This is a genomic window from Rhodoferax sp. GW821-FHT07F03 (assembly GCF_059418745.1).
In genome coordinates this window covers 190,658-205,753 of sequence record NZ_JBWKQM010000012.1, presented here as the reverse complement: position 1 = coordinate 205,753, position 15,096 = coordinate 190,658, and the positions used below count along the sequence as shown (strand labels likewise).

Annotated in this window: 11 protein-coding genes and 4 tRNA genes; 8 read left to right on the top strand and 7 right to left on the bottom strand. The window is 61.0% G+C overall.

What is annotated here, in order from left to right:
• Nucleotides 1-21: 21 nt before the first annotated feature.
• Nucleotides 22-3,189: a bifunctional diguanylate cyclase/phosphodiesterase gene (locus AC07R0_RS19625; RefSeq protein ID WP_495106086.1), complete on the top strand. Its 3,168-nt coding sequence runs from the start codon at nt 22-24 to the stop codon at nt 3,187-3,189.
• A 63-nt stretch (nt 3,190-3,252) separates the two neighbouring features.
• Here the strand turns inward: AC07R0_RS19625 and AC07R0_RS19620 are convergent, their stop codons facing one another.
• The 5 genes from AC07R0_RS19620 to AC07R0_RS19600 form a co-directional block, all read right to left on the bottom strand.
• A complete protein-coding gene (locus AC07R0_RS19620) occupies nt 3,253-4,107 on the bottom strand; it encodes an ABC transporter ATP-binding protein (protein WP_495096573.1) in 855 nt (284 codons plus the stop codon).
• Nucleotides 4,104-5,027 (bottom strand): nitrate ABC transporter permease, encoded by a 924-nt coding sequence (gene ntrB, locus AC07R0_RS19615; RefSeq protein WP_495106085.1) that lies wholly within the window; start codon nt 5,025-5,027, stop codon nt 4,104-4,106. Before ntrB ends, AC07R0_RS19620 begins: the two co-directional genes overlap by 4 nt.
• 143 nt (nt 5,028-5,170) lie before the next feature.
• Complete coding sequence (locus AC07R0_RS19610; protein WP_495074679.1) at nt 5,171-6,415, bottom strand: CmpA/NrtA family ABC transporter substrate-binding protein; 1,245 nt, start codon at nt 6,413-6,415, stop codon at nt 5,171-5,173.
• Nucleotides 6,416-6,732: 317 nt separating this feature from the next.
• Nucleotides 6,733-8,898, bottom strand: a complete 2,166-nt coding sequence (locus AC07R0_RS19605; protein WP_495106084.1) for a putative bifunctional diguanylate cyclase/phosphodiesterase — start codon at nt 8,896-8,898, stop codon at nt 6,733-6,735.
• Nucleotides 8,899-9,128: 230 nt separating this feature from the next.
• Entirely contained in the window at nt 9,129-9,776 is a 648-nt protein-coding gene (locus AC07R0_RS19600; protein ID WP_495074677.1) for an ANTAR domain-containing response regulator, read from the bottom strand.
• A 122-nt stretch (nt 9,777-9,898) separates the two neighbouring features.
• Between AC07R0_RS19600 and tsaD the strand changes: the two genes are divergently transcribed.
• Nucleotides 9,899-10,927, top strand: a complete 1,029-nt coding sequence (tsaD, locus tag AC07R0_RS19595) for a tRNA (adenosine(37)-N6)-threonylcarbamoyltransferase complex transferase subunit TsaD (protein WP_495106083.1) — start codon at nt 9,899-9,901, stop codon at nt 10,925-10,927.
• A gap of 5 nt (nt 10,928-10,932) precedes the next feature.
• On the opposite strand, the gene AC07R0_RS19590 is transcribed toward tsaD, so the two are convergent.
• Complete coding sequence (locus AC07R0_RS19590; protein WP_495106082.1) at nt 10,933-11,313, bottom strand: Hsp20/alpha crystallin family protein; 381 nt, start codon at nt 11,311-11,313, stop codon at nt 10,933-10,935.
• A 93-nt stretch (nt 11,314-11,406) separates the two neighbouring features.
• Between AC07R0_RS19590 and AC07R0_RS19585 the strand changes: the two genes are divergently transcribed.
• Nucleotides 11,407-12,678, top strand: a complete 1,272-nt coding sequence (locus tag AC07R0_RS19585) for a branched-chain amino acid ABC transporter substrate-binding protein (protein ID WP_495106081.1) — start codon at nt 11,407-11,409, stop codon at nt 12,676-12,678.
• Here the strand turns inward: AC07R0_RS19585 and AC07R0_RS19580 are convergent.
• Nucleotides 12,675-12,896, bottom strand: a complete 222-nt coding sequence (locus tag AC07R0_RS19580) for a hypothetical protein (RefSeq protein ID WP_495106080.1) — start codon at nt 12,894-12,896, stop codon at nt 12,675-12,677. The two genes, AC07R0_RS19585 and AC07R0_RS19580, sit on opposite strands and share 4 nt — an antisense overlap.
• Before the next feature lie 66 nt (nt 12,897-12,962).
• Between AC07R0_RS19580 and AC07R0_RS19575 the strand changes: the two genes are divergently transcribed.
• The 5 genes from AC07R0_RS19575 (at nt 12,963) to AC07R0_RS19555 (ending at nt 15,015) form a co-directional block, all read left to right on the top strand.
• A complete protein-coding gene (locus AC07R0_RS19575; protein ID WP_495106079.1) occupies nt 12,963-14,120 on the top strand; it encodes a pyridoxal phosphate-dependent aminotransferase in 1,158 nt (385 codons plus the stop codon).
• A 100-nt stretch (nt 14,121-14,220) separates the two neighbouring features.
• Nucleotides 14,221-14,297, top strand: a tRNA-Gly gene (locus AC07R0_RS19570).
• A 47-nt stretch (nt 14,298-14,344) separates the two neighbouring features.
• Nucleotides 14,345-14,418 (top strand) — tRNA-Cys (locus tag AC07R0_RS19565).
• 64 nt (nt 14,419-14,482) lie between these two features.
• A tRNA-Gly gene (locus AC07R0_RS19560) sits at nt 14,483-14,558 on the top strand.
• A gap of 372 nt (nt 14,559-14,930) precedes the next feature.
• A tRNA-Leu gene (locus tag AC07R0_RS19555) sits at nt 14,931-15,015 on the top strand.
• The last annotated feature ends 81 nt before the right edge of the window (nt 15,016-15,096 follow it).

Genomic DNA, 15,096 nt, shown 5'->3' with positions numbered 1-15,096 from the left:
GAATGCGCAGGGGCGTCGGTGATGGGGGAAATATTGGGCAAGCATGTGAAGGTCTTTCAATGGCGCTCGCTAAAGACACGGGTGACCCTGAGTACCTTGGCCATTTTTTTGGTGGGTATCTGGTCGCTGGCGCTGTATGCCAGCCGCGTGCTGCGAGATGAAATGCAGTTGTTGCTGGGGGAGCAACAAGTCACTACCACCCAGGCACTGGCCTCTGATCTCAGCAACGCGGTGAAACAGCGCTTCCAGGCGCTGGTGAATCTTTCGGTCGAAGTGCCATCCGATGCGCTGGATTCCAAGCCGGTGCTGCAGTCCTGGGTAGGCCAGCGGCCCATCACTCGCAACCTGTTCAATGCAGGTTTTATCACTTACCGCCGTGACGGCACCGTGGTGGATACGGATAAACGTCTGGCCGACCGCATGGGCAGCAATGGCCTGGACGATGAGGCGGTGGCGACCGCCTTGCGTGAAGGCGCGGCCACCGTAGGCCGCCCATTCTGGGATGCCAGGCTGCAGGCTTGGATTCTGTCGATGGTGATACCGTTGCGAGGCCCCAAGGGTGAAGCGGTGGGGGCCATGGCAGGGTGGACCAACCTGATTGAACCCAATTTTCTGGACCAGGTGACGGGGCAGCCCCATGCGCGTACCGGCAGCTATATCCTGATTACGACCAAGTACCGGCAGGTGGTGGCAGCCACCGACAAAGCTCTGGTGTCGCAAGTATTGCCGGCGGCCGGTGTGGATTCTTCGATAGACCGGCTCTTCGAGGCCGATGGCAGCTATGGTCTGTCGTTGGATCGCACGAGGCAGGAAGTGTTGTCAACCAGCATGAAGATTGGGGCTGCGGGTTGGACCCTGTCGTCCGTTCTGCCCGCAGACGAGGCCTTTGCGCCTATCTATGCGATGCAAAGGCGCATGCTGTTGGTGGCGGTGTTCTTGAGCCTGCTGGCGGGCGGGTTGGTTTGGTGGATGCTGCGCCGGCAGTTCGCGCCCATGCTGGCTGCCGTTAAAACCCTGGCCGACGTGACCGATCGGGGCCATGTCTTGCGTCCACTGGACATACCGATGCAGGACGAGGTGGGTGCCCTGATTGGTGGTTTCAACCGCCTGCTGCAAACCCTTGATCAGCGCGAGCAGGCTTTGCGCGACAGCACAGCCCGCTACCGCACCATTGTGGAGCGCTCGCCCGAGGCTGTGTTGGTGCAGGCTTCTGGAGCCATCATCTACGCCAACCCTGCTGCGTTGGCACTGTTGGGCGCGGCGTCGGCCGATGTCTTGCTGGGCACGCGCATGGATGACCGGTTGCACCCCGACTCCGTCGAGTTGGCGCACCAGCGCCTGCGCTATGTGCTGGAAACCGGCGGGAACGTGGGGCCGGCGCATATGCGTTTCTTTCGTCTGGATGGCAGTGTGGTGGACGTGGAGGTACAGGCCACCTCCATCGTGCTCGACGGCGTGGACGCTATCCACACGGTGCTGCACGACCTGACGCAGCGCAAGCTGGCCGACGAGGAGCAGCGCATCGCCGCCACGGCCTTCGAGTCGCAGCAGGGCATGTTGGTGACCGATGAGAACTGGGTCATTTTGCGGGTGAACAGCGCTTTTACCGCCATCACCGGCTATACCGCGGAGGATGCCGTGGGCCTCACGCCGCAGCAACTGCTGCGCTCGGAGCGGCAAAGCGCGGCCTTTTTTGTGGAAATGGGGGACAGCCTGGCCCGCACCGGCACCTGGCAGGGCGAGATATGGGACCGCCGCAAGAGCGGCGAGGAATTTCCGTTGTGGCTGACCATCAGCGCCGTGAAGGACGCCGCCGGCCGGGTCACCCACTACGTGGACAACATGACCGACATCACCGAGCGCAAGCTGGCCGAGGAGCAGATCCAGAACCTGGCTTTCTACGACCCACTGACCCAGTTGCCCAACCGCCGCCTGCTGATGGACCGCCTGGCCCATGCCATGGCCCAGTGGCCGCGCCACAAGCGCCTGGGTGCACTGCTGTTCGTCGATCTGGACAACTTCAAGATCCTCAACGACACCTTTGGCCACCACAAGGGCGACCTCTTGCTGCAGGCCGTGGCCGCGCGCCTGTCCACCTGCATACGCAAGGGCGACACCGTGGCCCGGTTGGGCGGAGATGAGTTCGTGGTCATGCTGGAGGACCTGGGCAGCGACCCGCTGGATGCGGCGAAGTTGGCCGAGACCGTAGGCGAGAAGATGCTGGCCGCGCTGAACCAGAGTTATATGTTGGGTGACCAGGCCCACCACAGCACGCCCAGCATAGGCATCACCCTGTTTGGCGAGCCGCAGGAGGGTATCGAGGAGCCGCTCAAGCGGGCCGATATGGCCATGTACCAGGCCAAGGCCGCTGGCCGCAATACGCTGCGCTTTTTTGATCCGCAGATGCAGTCCGAGGTATCGGCCCGCGCGGCGCTGGAGACCGGTATGCGTGAAGCCCTGGTGCGGCAGGAGTTTCTGCTGCACTACCAGGCCCAGGTGGTGGGCAGGGGCGTGTACACCGGGGTGGAGGTACTGGTGCGCTGGAACCACCCCGAGCGCGGTATGGTGTCGCCGGCAGAATTCATTCCGCTGGCCGAGGACACCGGCCTGATCCTGCCCCTGGGCCTGTGGGTGCTGGAGACGGCCTGCACTCAGCTGGCGCTATGGGCGCAGCAGCCCGACCTGGCGCACCTGACGGTGGCCGTGAATGTCAGCCCGCGCCAGTTCTACCAGAGCAACTTTGTGGACCAGGTGCTGGATGTGCTGCGGCGTACCGGTGCCCGGCCGCAGCTGTTGAAGCTGGAGCTGACCGAAGGCCTGCTGGTGTCGAATGTGGAGGACGTGATCGCCAAGATGGAGCTGCTCAAGGCCGAAGGCGTGGGCTTCTCGCTGGATGATTTTGGTACCGGTTATTCCTCGTTGTCGCACCTGAAGCGTCTGCCGCTGGACCAGCTGAAGATCGACCAGAGCTTTGTGCGCGACATCCTGACCGACCCGAACGACGCGGCTATCGCCAATATGGTCATCGTGCTGGGTAACAGCCTGGGTCTGTCGGTGGTGGCCGAGGGTGTGGAAACCGAGGCCCAGCGCGAGGTGCTGGCAGCCCAAGGCTGCCATGCCTACCAGGGCTATTTGTTCAGTCGGCCGCTGCCGCTGGCCGCATTCGAGGCTCTGGTGCGCGGCACCTGATACTGATTTGCTACGGTATTTATAGCTGCTGGCGCAGGTGTTATCTGCGCCAGAGCCGTATTTTCAAGCTGTGATTTTCTCCACATGGGCCTGGCGGGTGTACAGGAAGTCGATCACCGCCTTGCGGTACTGCAGGTAGCGCGGGTCGTCGGCCAGCTGCACGCGGTTGCGCGGATGCGGCAGGTCCACCGCCAGCACTTCGCCGATGGTGGCGCCCGGCCCGTTGGTCAGCATCACGATCTTGTCGCTCAGCAGCACGGCTTCGTCCACATCGTGGGTCACCATCACCACCGTGCTTTGGGTTTTCTGTACGATGGCCAGCAGCTCGTCCTGCAGCTTGGCGCGGGTGAGGGCGTCCAGCGCGCCAAAGGGCTCGTCCATCAGCAAGACCTTGGGCTCCATGCTCAGGGCCCGGGCAATGCCTACGCGCTGCTTCATGCCGCCGGAGATTTCGCCGGGGCGCTTTTGCGCGGCGGCGGTCAGGCCGACCAGGGCCAGGGCCGCGTCGGTGCGGGCCTTCAGCTGGGCCTTGTTTTCGGCGGCGGCGCCGGTGGACTTGTCGCCCGCACCGAATACGCGCTCTACCGCCAGGTAGACGTTTTCAAAGCAGGTCAGCCAGGGCAGCAGCGAGTGGTTTTGGAACACTACGGCACGCTCCGGGCCGGGGCCCTTGATCTCGCGGTTGGCGCAGATCAGCGTGCCCCGGGTGGGGTTGGTCAGGCCGGCAATCAGGTTCAGCAGGGTGGACTTGCCGCAGCCCGAGTGGCCGATCAGCGCTACGAACTCACCCTTGGCAATCGTCAGGTCGATGTCGCGCAGCGCCGGGAAGCTGCCCTTGGCGGTGCGGAAGGTTTGCTCCACACCCTGGATTTCGATGTACTTGGGTACGGCATGGGCGGGGATGGATGGGATGCTCATGATTTCACCTCTTCAAACGTAAATGCGGTGGCCAGCTTGATCAGCGCGTATTCCAGCACCAGACCGACGATGCCAATGACGAAGATGGCGATGATGATGTTCTTGACGTTCAGGTTGTTCCATTCGTCCCAGACCCAGAAGCCGATGCCCACGCCGCCCGTCAGCATCTCGGCGGCCACGATCACCAGCCAGGCTGTGCCTACGGCCAGGCGCACGCCGGTCAACATGTAGGGCAGAACCGAGGGGAACAGGATCTTGGTGACGATCTTCCATTCGCTCAGGTTCAACACCCGCGCCACGTTCATATAGTCCTGCGGCACGCGTTGCACGCCCACCGCGGTGTTGATGACCATGGGCCAGATCGAGCAGATGAAGATGGTCCAGATGGCGGCTGGGTGCGCGCCCTTGAACACCATCAGGCCAATCGGCAGCCAGGCCAGTGGCGACACCGGGCGCAGCAGGCTGATCAGCGGGTTGAACATGCGGCTCATGAAGCTGAAGCGGCCAATCACGAAGCCGGCCGGTATGCCCACCAACGCCGCCAGGCCAAAGCCCACGGCCACGCGCTGCAGCGAGGCCAGCACGTTCCAGCCCACGCCCTGGTCGTTCGGGCCCTTGCGGTAGAACGGGTCGCTGAACAGCACCACCGCCTGCTGGAAGGTCTCGTAAGGCGAGGGGATGCTGGACGAGGTGCCGATCGACACCAGCGCCCAGATACCGATCAGCAGACCCAGGCCCAGCACCGGCGGCAGCACTTTCAGCCATAGGCCACGCCAGTCATAGGGCAGCTTGGGTGCTACGTCTTTTACGGTGTTGGCGCTGGTAGGTGTTGCGGTGGTGGCTAGCATTTTGGGAGCAATCGTGGTGGCGGGCTCGTCAAATTCGACGCCGCCGGGGGAGTGGAATACAGCACTGACCATGGGGTTCTCCTAGGTAGATGAAGGTTGAGCGTTTCCCCTTCGCGGGATACCGTGGAACCGGCTTTGCCGGGCCACTGGTATCGCCCCCTGTAGGGGGTTGGCGAAAGCGACACGCAGTGCGCGAAGCTTGGGGGGAGCCAAGTTCAGGCGTGGATCTTGAAGCTGTCGGCGTACTTCTTCGGGTCCTTGCCGTCCCACACCATGCCGTCCATCAGCTTGGCGCTGCGCATCACGTCCTTGGGCACGGGTGTCTTGCTGGCGGTGGCGGCCTGTTTGTAGATGTCGATCTGGTTGATCTGCTTGGCCACGGCCAGGTAGTCGGGGTGGTCCTTCAGCAGGCCCCAGCGCTTGTGTTGGGTCAGGAACCACATGCCGTCGGACAGGTAGGGGAAGTTCACCGCGCCTTCGTTGTAGAACTTCATGTAGTTCGGGTCGTCCCAGGTCTTGCCCATGCCGTCCTGGTAGCGGCCCAGGATGCGCTGGTTGATGGCGTCCACGCTGGTGTTGACGTAGCTCTTGTCGGCAATGGTTTCGGCCATTTTGTTCTTGTTGGCCAGGCCGGAGTCGATCCACTTGCCGGCTTCCAGAATCGCGGCGGTGACGGCGCGCGCGGTGTTCGGGTATTTCTTGACGAATTCGGCGCTGGTACCCAGCACTTTTTCGGGGTGGTCCTTCCAGATGTCCTGCGTGGTTTGCGCTGTGACGCCGATGCCGTCGATGATGGCGCGGTGGCCCCAGGGCTCGCCCACGCAGTAGCCGTCCATATTGCCCACGCGCATATTCGCCACCATCTGTGGCGGTGGCACGGTGATGACCTTGGCGTCGCTCATGGGGTTGATGCCGTTGGCAGCCAGCCAGTAGTACAGCCACATGGCGTGGGTGCCGGTGGGGAAGGTCTGGGCAAAGGTGTATTCGCGCTTCTCGGTAGCCATCAGCTTGGCCAGGCCGGCACCGTTGACGGCACCCTTGTCGGCCAGCTTTTTACTCAGCGTAATGGCTTGGCCGTTGTTGTTCAGCGTCATCAGCACGGCCATGTCTTTCTTGGGGCCGCTGATGCCGAGGTGCACGCCGTAGACCAGGCCGTACAGCACGTGGGCGAAGTCCAGCTCGCCGTTGACCAGCTTGTCGCGCACGCCGGCCCAGCTGGCTTCCTTGCTGGGGATGATCTTCACGCCGTATTTCTTGTCGATGCCCAGCACCGAAGCCATCACCACGCTGGCGCAGTCGGTCAGCGGGATGAAGCCGATCTTGACTTCTTCTTTTTCGGGCTTGTCGGAGCCCTGGGCGTAGACCGCGGCACGCAGCGCCGGGTTGATGCCTACGGCGCCTACTGCCGCGGTTTGCAGCACGGTGCGGCGGCTCAGTTTGGTGGTCAAAAGATCGGTCATGTGCAAGCTTCCCAAAGTGAATGTGAAAGTCGGGGCCAAAAACAAAAAAGGCGTCCTCATCGCGCTCGGGGCTGCATGTGCAGCCACCCGAACGGATGGGGACGCCTTTGTCCGAAAACTGATCGCTGCAACCCGCCATTGGATTCCAGCTGCCATGGGACCAACCTTGGTCTTGGTCTATTTAAGCAAACGCCGTGCCAGGCTGTTTTGTCGTTGAGTGCTATATAAAATATAGCTGCTTGCGCTTTGTTTGTCTGCGCTGGCGCTTGTTTTGTTTTTAAGCTGGGTTTTGCACTGCTCTTGTGCAGTGCATCATTTCAGCAGGCCAGAGCTTCGGCCGGCGGCAGCAAAATGGTGCCCCGGGCCTGGGTCAACAGCTTGCGCAACACGTCTTGGTGCACCGGTTTGGAAAACAGATAGCCCTGAAAGCCGTCGCAGCCCTTGGCGTGCAGCAAGTCGAACTGGGCACGGTTTTCCACACCCTCGGCCACCACCGATTTGCGCAGGTTTTTGCACAGATTCACGATGGCGCAGGCAATCACGGCCAGGTCTTCGTCCTGTTCGATGCCGGTGATCAGCGAGCGGTCTATCTTGATGGTGTCCAGCGGCAGGCTGCGCAGATACGACAGCGACGAATACCCGGTGCCGAAGTCGTCCATGGCCAGGCGTACGCCCAGGGCCTTGAGCTCGTTCAGCAGTAACACGGCACGCCCCATATCGTGCAGGAACACGCTTTCGGTAATCTCCAGCTCGACCCGCTGCGGCGCCAGGCCGCTGGCCTGCAGCAGATTGCGGATGCGCGCCACCAGGTCGTTGGCCAGAAACAGCTTGGCCGAGAGATTCACCGCCACCGACAACTGGCGGCCCTGCACTGGTGCCCAGCTACAGGCATCGGCAAAGGCCTGGCGCAGGATGGTGTCGGTCAGCGCGCCTATCAGGCCAGTCTCTTCGGCGATAGGGATGAAGCGGTCTGGTCCCACCGTGCCTATGCGCGCGCTGTGCCAGCGGGCCAGCGCCTCCAGACCGGTGATGCGGCCCTGCGCATCCACCTTGGGCTGGTAGGCCACGGTGAACTCGTTTTGCTCCAGCCCGACGCGCATGGCGGTGCCCAGGTTCAGGCGCTCGTCGGCTACCTGGTTGAGTTCGGGGGTGAAGAACTGGAAGTTGTTGCGTCCGCGCTCCTTGGCCGCATACATGGCCACATCGGCGTGTTTGAGCAGGGTCTGCGCGTCCTTGCCGTCTTGCGGGTACAGCGCCACGCCCATGCTGGCGCCCATCTGGAAGGCACGGCCCTGCAGGTGCACCGGCTGGTTGATCTGCCCCAGCAGGCGCTGCAGGTGCGAAATGACTGAGTGGGCCTGCATATGCTCGTTCAGCAGCAGCACGAATTCGTCGCCACTGTGGCGGGCCACCGTGTCCGAGGCGCGCATGCAGGCGCGGATGCGCTGCGCAATCTCCACCAGCAGCTGGTCGCCCGCGTCGTGGCCCAGGCTGTCGTTGATGAGTTTGAAGTGGTCCAGGTCGATGAACACCACGGCCAGGAAATGCCCCAGGCGCTCGGCATGGGAGATGGCGGGCGCGATGCGGTCGCGCAGCAGATTACGGTTGGCCAGGCCGGTCAGCGTGTCGTAGTTGGCCTGGTATTCGAGCTGCTCCAGCTGATGTTTGCGCTCGGAAATATTCTGTACCGTACCTTCGAAGCAGATGAAGGCGCCCTGGCTGTCATAAACGCTGCGGGCGTTCTCGGAAATCCAGATCTTGCTGCCGTCGCGCCGGTACACCTCGGACTCGAAGTTGCTGACTTCACCGTGCGCGGCCATTAACCGGGCGAAGCGCTCGCGCCGGTGGGGCTGCACATACAGGCGGCGGTCGATGTCGGACAGGTCGGCGATCAGCTCCTCTGGCGTGGCGTAGCCGTAGAGCAGGGCCAGTGCCGGGTTGGCGGCGATGTAGCGGCCATCCAGCGTGGTTTGGAAGATGCCTTCGCGGGCGTGTTCAAAGATTTGCCGGTAGCGCAGCTCGGCATGGGCCAGGGCCTCCAGCGTCAGGTGGACGTCGGTCACGTCCTCGATGAAGCCCTCCAGCACCAGCTGATCGGCCTCGTCCGTGACCTGTATGCCTTGCTCTTTCACCTTGCGGATTTCTCCGCTGCGGGTGGTGATGCTGTAGTACACGGTGAAGCGTTGGCCCTGGGCCATAGCGGCGCCGATTTCCCGGCGTACCCGGGCACGATCGTCGGGGTGGGTAATGGCTTCCCAGGTGATGTGTTGCGGGTCTAGCAACTCGTGCGCGCTATAGCCGCACAGACGCGTGCAGCCCTGGCTGACGAAACGCATGGTCCAGCGACCGTCCGGTAGGCAGCGGTAGGCCATGCCTTCCAGGTTGTTGACCAGTGTGTCCAGCACTCGGTGCAGATTGACGGGCTTTGCGGCATGCACGGTCGCCTGCTGGGCTCGGGCAAATGGGGCTAATACGGGTGTCAAAGTGGATTCGGTGTTTGCAAAAACCAAGTAGTCCTCAGCCAAGCCGACCTGTGTGTCTGGTGTGCAGAGGGTCTAGGGCGCTGCAGCTAGGTCTGTTTCCGCAAGCCCTGTGCCAGCCTTGAAAATCGCTATTGCTACTTATTTGATAGCTGTAAGATCATATGTAGATTGCGCCATAGCCTTGTTTCATTATGAAACAAATTGGCACTGGGTTGGTGCATTCCCCCGGTTCAGCCCAGCAGCTCGGCCACATCGAGTATGCGCTGGGCCACTTCCACCAGCTTCATGCTCTTGTCCATGGCGGCTTTGCGCAGCTTGTCGTAGGCTTCCGGTTCGGTGATGCCCTGGCGCTGCATCAGCAGGCCTTTGGCGCGGTCTATGATCTTGCGGTTGTGCAGCTCGGCCTTGTGTTCATCGCGCTCCACGCGGGTCACGGCCAGCTCGGTGCGCAGGGCCTGCTCGTGTTCAAAACGCGCCATGGCCACATCCAGAATCGGCCGGATGCGGTCGGCCGACAGGCCGGCCACGATATAAGCCGACACACCCGCTGCCACCGCATCCTTGACATGCGAGGTGTCGCCGTCATTGGTAAACATGACGATGGGGCGGGGGGCATTGCGCGTGGCCATCACCACATGCTCCAGGGCATCGCGCGCCTCGCTCTCGGCGTCCACGATGATCATGTCGGGTTGCAGCTGGGCCAGGCGCTCGGTCAGGAACACGTCGGCGGGCAGGCTGGCGATCAGGTTGTAGTTGTTTTCCAGCAGTCCGATGCGCAGTGCACGTGAGCGATCGGCTTGCAGCAACGCATGGCTGTCCGACGGGTCCAGTATGTCCAGATCCGGGGCAATGACCACGATACGCAGGGAAGGGCTCATGGCGGGAAATACGCAAGATTTGCGCCAATAAGGTGCACGGCGGTTGGAAAGCAGGGGTCACCTGGGAACACGTTCTAAACTCCAGCGTTTGGTTGCTGTGCTGAAAAAGCGAGAGGTCTATTGTGCTGGTATTAGGTATTGAATCATCCTGCGATGAAACCGGGATAGCGTTGGTGCGTGCCGAGGGCGCGGATTTGCCCGTGTTGTTGTCGCACGCTCTGCACAGCCAGATCGAGATGCACCAGGCCTATGGCGGCGTGGTGCCCGAGCTGGCCAGCCGCGACCATATCCGCCGCGTGCTGCCGCTGACCCAGCAGGTTCTGGCCGAGTCGGGCCAAAGCCTGGCCGATGTGGATGTGGTGGCATACACCCGTGGCCCGGGGCTGGCCGGTGCCTTGCTGGTGGGTGCGGGCGTGGCCTGCGCGCTGGGTGCTGCACTGGATAAGCCCGTGTTGGGCGTGCACCACCTGGAAGGGCATTTGTTGTCACCGTTTCTGAGCGCCGATCCGCCGGAATTTCCTTTTGTCGCGCTGCTTGTCTCTGGCGGCCATACCCAACTGATGCGCGTTGACGGCGTGGGCCGTTACGAGATGTTGGGCGAAACCATTGACGATGCCGCTGGCGAGGCCTTTGACAAGTCCGCCAAGCTGATGGGCCTGGGCTATCCCGGTGGCCCGGCCTTGTCGCGTCTGGCAGAGCATGGCGACCCGGCTGCATTCAAGCTGCCACGCCCCTTGCTACACAGCGGCAATCTGGATTTTTCCTTCGCCGGTTTGAAGACTGCGGTGATGACCCAGGCCAAGAAGCTGGGCGACGATCTGGAGTCACGTAAAGCCGATCTGGCCGCGAGTACCCAGGCGGCGATTGTCGAGGTGCTGTGGAAGAAATCGGTTACAGCCTTGCAGCGTACCGGTTTGCGCCGCCTGGTTGTTGCTGGCGGCGTGGGGGCTAACAAAGCGCTTCGCACCCAGCTAAATGCTGTGTGCGCCAAAGCCGGTGTGCGCGTGCACTACCCCGAGCTGCACCTATGCACCGATAACGGAGCCATGATTGCCATGGCCGGCGCCATGCGGCTGCAGTCCGGCCTGCAGGCGGCCACGCGAACCTATGCGTTCGACGTGAAACCGCGCTGGCTTTTGGATTCGCTTTAACCGACTTAGTTGATGGTCAGCGTGGACACATTGCTGACAGGTGCCTTCTTGGCCAGCTTTAGTGTCAGCACGCCGTTTTCCAGCTTGGCGTCGCTGGCCGACACGTCGATGTCCTGCGGCAATTCGTAGGCCGCCTTGTATTTGCGCGGTGCCTCGGGCAGGCTTTCCAGTCGCACCACGTTGCCTTCTATGCCGATGGACAGCTGCTCTTTGGCGATGCCCGGCACGTCGAATTGCAGGGTGTAGCTGGTCTCGTCCTGGGTTACGTTGTGGCTTGCTTGGCCTGCGCCGGCATGGCTTTCTTCGAGCAGGCGATGCAGTGCGCGCAGGCTGTGTGCTGGACGCACGAAGCGGGCAGATGCGGGGATGTTGGTGGCAAAAAACATGAGGTAGCTCCTATTACACTGCGCGGCCCTCACAGTGATTGCCGCATGGACAGCATCTGTGTGCATCCGGTTTTTTTTCAAGGAAATTTCGCCATGTTTAAGTTTCGCCGCCAGCTCTTGAAATTTCTGGGTGCGTCTCTATGCGCCCCCGCGCTGGTGCGGGCCCAGGGCGCTGCGGCGCCCATCAAACTGGCCCAGATCGAGGCATTGAGCGGCCCGCTGGGCAACGGCGGCGAGGCCGTTTTCCGTAACCTGGTGTGGGCGGTGGAGCGCGTGAATGCGCGCGGTGGCGTCAAGTTGCCCGACGGTAAGCACCCGCTGCAGCTGGAGCGTTACGACAGCAAAGGCCAGAACGAAGATGCTTTGTCGGCGCTGCGCGCGGCCATCGACGACGGCGTGCAGATCGTTATGCAGGGCAATAACTCGGCTACGGCTGCGGTGTTGATTGATGCCATCAACAAGCACAACGAGCGCGAGCCCGGCAAGCGAGTGATCTTCCTGAACTACGCGGCAGTGGACCCCACGCTGACCAATGAGAAATGCAGCTACTGGCATTTCCGTTTCGACGCTCACACCGATATGCGCATGGCGGCGCTGATGTCGGTGTTCAAGGAAGACGCGGCAGTCAAGAACGTCTACATCCTGGGCCAGGACTACAGCTTCGGTCAGACCGTGGCGCGCGAGGCCAAGCGCCAGCTGGCCATTCAGCGCCCCGATGTGCAGGTGGTGGGTGATGAGCTGCACCCCCTGGGCCGCATCAAGGACTTCGCCCCCTATGTAGCCAAGATCAAGGCCAGCGGCGCCCAGGCCGTCATCACCGGTAATTTCGGCAACGACCTGACTCTGCTGGTTAAGGCTGCACGTGAGCTGGGCTTTGAAGGCAAGTTCTACACCTTTTACGGCAACGCCCTGGGCGCACCGGCTGCACTGGGCGAGGCGGGCGTGGGCAAGGTGATTGCCGTGGCCGACTGGTTGCCGAACGTGCCGGGCGCTCAGAGCGAGGCCTTTGTCAAAGCCTTTCGCCAGCGCTTTCCCAAGCCATCTGAAGACTATCTGCACATGCGCATGCAGCTCATGGTCGAGGCGTTGGCCCAGGCCATTGAAAAAGCGGGCACTATGGATTTAATAGCTGTCGCCGCAAAGCTGGAGAGCGCCAGCGTTAGTTTGTATGGCCAAAGCGGCAGCATGCGCGGGGTGGATCACCAGTTCCAGCAAAACCTGGCGGTAGGCATCATGGACCGGCTGGGCGCGCCGGGTGTGAAGTTCGACGTGGAGGGTTCAGGTTACGGCTTTCGCGTTATCAAGCAGATCAGCGCGGCCCAGGCCGAAATGCCCAACAGCTGCAAGATGCAGCGCCCCATCTAGCCGGTGTAGCCCGCGCAGGCCCCGGCATTCGGCCGGCCTTTGCATTCGCGCAGCAGACGTTTGTCGCGTTCGGCCGTGCTCTCGGCCGAGCCGCGGTGAATGCGCTCTTGCGAGGATTCGCCCGAGGCCTGCTTCTTTTTGGTTTTTGCAACGCCCAGAGGTGCGGCAGCGGCCAGAGTCACGGCTAGTGCATAGCAGGCGAGGGTGCGCAAGCGCATGGAGGGTCTCCTGGAAATGGGGCGGAGTTCATCATAATCAGGACTCCATCTTTTCCACCTATCTCCATGCGCCAAGACATCCTGAATCTTGAGGAATCCAAAATCCGTGAAGTTGCCAATGCAGGCATGGGGCGCAGTGATGTGCTGGCCTTCTGGTTTGGCGAGAGCGACGAGGTGACGCCTGATTTCATTCGCCAGGCCGCGATCGCCTCTTTGCAGCAAGGTGAAACGTTTTACTCTCACAACCTGGGTTTGCCTGAACTGCGTGAAGCTGTGGCCGGCTATATGAGCCGCTTGCACGGTTCTATAGAGGTGAACCGCATTGCCATGACATCGGGCGGCGTGAACGCACTGATGCTGGCCATCCAGATGTTGGTGGACGCGGGTGACGAGGTGGTCGCAGTGACGCCGGTGTGGCCTAACCTGACGGCCCAGCCTGTCATTCTGGGGGCGCAATTGCGCTGCGTGGCCTTGCAGCCGCAAGCCGATGGAGCTTGGGCCTTAGACATGGCGCAGCTGCTGGCGGCCATTACGCCAGAGACCAAACTGCTGATCCTAAATGCACCCAATAACCCCACTGGTTGGACGCTGACGAGAGCCGAGCAGCAAACCATCCTTGACCATTGCCGCCGTACGGGCACGTGGATATTGGCCGATGAGGTGTACGAGCGCCTGTACTACGAACCCAGTCCGAATGGCTGCGCCCCCAGCTTCCTGGATGTAGCCGAGCCGGAGGATCGCTTGGTAGTGGTGCACAGTTTTTCCAAGAGCTTTTTGATGACGGGCTGGCGCCTGGGTTGGCTGGTGATGCCTGCCAGCGCAACGCCGCATATGGGTAAATTGATTGAGTTCAACACTTCCTGTGCCAGCGTCTTCGTGCAGCGCGCAGGCATCCAGGCTTTGCAGCGCACCGATGAGATCACCCCGCGCGTAGTGGCACATTTAAAGCAATGCCGTGACACCCTGGTGCCTCTGCTGCAGGCCGTGCCCGGTGTGCACGTGGCATCTGCCAAAGGGGGCATGTATGCGTTCTTCAAGCTTGAAGGCCATGACGACTCCTTGGTGACCGCTAAACGCTTAGTGGTAGAGGCTGGCCTGGGGCTGGCCCCCGGAAACGCGTTTGCACCACAGGCCCAGGGATGGTTGCGCTGGTGTTTCGCGTCGCAAAATCTGCAGAGATTGGAGCAGGGGGTGGAAAGACTCAAAAAGTGGGCTATAATTTGAGGCTTGCTGCAGCATACAAATAGTTTGAATCAGCAAGCGACAAGAACACAGTTCAAGTAAAAATAAGCTGAAAATCATGTTATGATTCAAGGCTTGAAACGCGGGGAATAGCTCAGTTGGTAGAGCGCAACCTTGCCAAGGTTGAGGTCGAGAGTTCGAGACTCTTTTCCCGCTCCAAATTGGTAAAAAGGGAAGCAATGCTTCCCTTTTTCATGTGTGGTTTGGGCGCGATAACAAAGCGGTTATGTACCGGATTGCAAATCCGGCTAGCCCGGTTCGACTCCGGGTCGCGCCTCCAAAAAACTTGGTCTGGTTTTTCAGATTAAGAGCAAAAAGTCATGCTATAATGCAAGGCTTGAAACGCGGGAATAGCTCAGTTGGTAGAGCGCAACCTTGCCAAGGTTGAGGTCGAGAGTTCGAGACTCTTTTCCCGCTCCAAATTAGTAAAAAAAGGAAGCTATATGCTTCCTTTTTTTTACGTCCAAATTTGTTGTGTAAATAAGCGCTTGTGTATCGGACAGCCTTTCTAGATGGCTTGTTCGTTTCTGCCGGCGCGCCGTTTCAGCGTGATCTTAATGTCTCGCAAGAGTGGTTTTTGTTGCCAAGCTCGGGTGGTGGGCTTGTGATAGCAGAGTACAATTCAAAGGCTTTTCAGCACTGGCGCAAAGAAACAGAGGCGTCCAAGGTATTTAAGGTTCTACCCGCAATACCCTTACCGGCACTGACTGGTAGTCGCCTCTAGATCCGGCCCTGTCAACCATCACGTTGCCGGGGCTGTTTTGTTTCAACGTGCAAGTGCGTTGCGAAGTAGGCTCGGTGGTGTAATTGGTAGCCACAGCAGACTTAAAATCTGCCGACGCAAGTCGTACCGGTTCGATTCCGGTCCGAGCCACCATCTCTTATTTCACGAAGTCTCAAGCACACCCGAAAAGTAACGACTCCAGCCTAAGGTTTCGTTTTTTCTCCGAAATAGAAT

What these genes read in the sequence shown, in the direction of transcription:
- AC07R0_RS19600 (WP_495074677.1), bottom strand. Translation starts at nt 9,776, where the DNA reads ATGAGCCCTTCCCTGCGTATCGTGGTCATTGCCCCGGATCTGGACATA.
- AC07R0_RS19590 (WP_495106082.1), bottom strand. Translation starts at nt 11,313, where the DNA reads ATGTTTTTTGCCACCAACATCCCCGCATCTGCCCGCTTCGTGCGTCCA.
- AC07R0_RS19620 (WP_495096573.1), bottom strand. Translation starts at nt 4,107, where the DNA reads ATGAGCATCCCATCCATCCCCGCCCATGCCGTACCCAAGTACATCGAA.
- AC07R0_RS19575 (WP_495106079.1), top strand. Translation starts at nt 12,963, where the DNA reads ATGCGCCAAGACATCCTGAATCTTGAGGAATCCAAAATCCGTGAAGTT.
- AC07R0_RS19585 (WP_495106081.1), top strand. Translation starts at nt 11,407, where the DNA reads ATGTTTAAGTTTCGCCGCCAGCTCTTGAAATTTCTGGGTGCGTCTCTA.
- AC07R0_RS19625 (WP_495106086.1), top strand. Translation starts at nt 22, where the DNA reads ATGGGGGAAATATTGGGCAAGCATGTGAAGGTCTTTCAATGGCGCTCG.
- AC07R0_RS19580 (WP_495106080.1), bottom strand. Translation starts at nt 12,896, where the DNA reads ATGCGCTTGCGCACCCTCGCCTGCTATGCACTAGCCGTGACTCTGGCC.
- AC07R0_RS19610 (WP_495074679.1), bottom strand. Translation starts at nt 6,415, where the DNA reads ATGACCGATCTTTTGACCACCAAACTGAGCCGCCGCACCGTGCTGCAA.
- ntrB (WP_495106085.1), bottom strand. Translation starts at nt 5,027, where the DNA reads ATGGTCAGTGCTGTATTCCACTCCCCCGGCGGCGTCGAATTTGACGAG.